This window comes from Endozoicomonas sp. SESOKO3 (assembly GCF_024606255.1).
Map to the genome: position 1 here is coordinate 1 of NZ_JAHHPR010000069.1, position 1,661 is coordinate 1,661.

Below are 1,661 nucleotides of genomic sequence, written 5' to 3' on the forward strand. Positions count from 1 at the left end.
ACCAAAAAATGTCCAATTTGTTTCAACCCGGTGGAAGACATTATGGTGTTACAAAATTGCGGGCACGCTGGTTTCTGCGAGGGTTGTGCCGGGCGAATTGTACATGAGCAGAGGGACTGCCCGTTTTGCCGGGAAACACCTTCATCATACATGAAGGTGATCGACAAGTCTTTTTATTGAATGTGTGCACATTACTGGTGTATTGCTTGAGGCTGTATTTGCCTGAGAGCCAGAGATACATCTTCTGCCCATTATTGCTACCTACTATAAACGGCATCGATTGCTATATGTTTTCACGAGTGTATTAAAACAGAGCTAAACTGTCTTTTACCAAAGCCCTGAATAATTCAGCCTTCAGGGCTTTATTATGCGACAGTGGTTTATTTATTGCTGATAAATGTCAGTTGTAGTAGTGCAGTTGTTTTAACGAGAGCAGGTGAAAGTATGACCTTATGGTATTCCTATAAGACGCTTTTATTTTCAGTGTTTTTTTTTATCAGCAGGGGCTGGCAAATGACGCCTATATCCTTAGAGAATTTTACGACTATTTCAAGGCGAACTCAAAACTGCCTTTAAACCGAAAACCGAGACACACAGACCAGAGCCCACTTGAAAACATCCGCATTGGCTTTGTCAATCTTAATTTAGCCTCTGACCATGTATCTGGAGATGGGCGACTGGAAATTTGTGAAAATTACGAAGTGACTGAGCAAGACTTTAAACGTCTGATAAACTTTTATTTTAATTATGTGGCCATGGATGAACGATTTCACAAAAATCGCATTCAAGATGTACTCAGACTTATACATCATATATTCACTATAAATATAAATAAGATCAATGGAAGAAATTCGAATGATAAAGAGTTAATCAATGCAATGGCAAAAAGCCTTTTTGAAAAGATGTTTTTGTCTGTCAACATAAATGACAGAACTAATCCTTGTTTTCATTATTTTCATTTAGGTTCAGCGGAACATTATTTCAGTGATATTGGTGTTAATAATGATTTAGTACTGATGTTTCTTGCTTTTCTTGGTCCTCATTTTCTTACCATGGATGAACTTTCGGCCTACTTTAGAGTGTTGCATAGCCGTTATACCGGAGAAAGCTACGTTCAGGCATTTTCCAATGCATTGCTTTCTAAAAATGTCAGTGAATATCATTCTCCGCAAAGCATTGTCCATCAATTGAATGACGCCGCATTGGACACAGAGACAGCACTTCTAATCGGTTTAACTGCAATGGCATCAGAAGCTTTTCAGTGCATCAATTCAGGGCTGGAATCCACAGAGACACTGACAACCTTGCTGATAAGATACGCGCCACACGAGCTTTTGGGCATTATCTACAACAATATAGCCAGCCTCTGCCGCTCAGAATGCCCATCACGACCAGAACACTCATGTCCTGCACCTCAGATTATGTTTACCGAGAGTGGCATGCAAGAGTTTACACTCAGCATTTTGCGTATTGACCTCACCACTGGATTATCGGCGGCATTATCAGAGGCGTCATCGTCAGAAAGCCTGGGCTATCCATTGGATTATTCTGAGGATTCAGACAATGAGGGTTCGGTTGAGGAGTCAGATTCTGAGCATCAGGATCGGTCAATAGTCATTCAACAACAAAATGAACTGATAGCCCAACTACGACAGGAATTA

General features: G+C 40.5%; 2 protein-coding genes. Both read left to right on the forward strand.

Annotation, left to right across the window (positions count from 1 at the left end; all coding sequences use genetic code 11):
- The coding region (locus KDK18_RS01125) for an RING-HC finger protein (protein WP_257252585.1) at positions 1 to 180 on the forward strand (180 nt) is incomplete at its 5' end.
- Between the two features lie 575 nt (positions 181 to 755).
- A partial coding sequence (locus tag KDK18_RS01130; RefSeq protein ID WP_257252586.1) for a hypothetical protein occupies positions 756 to 1,661 on the forward strand: 906 nt, incomplete at its 3' end.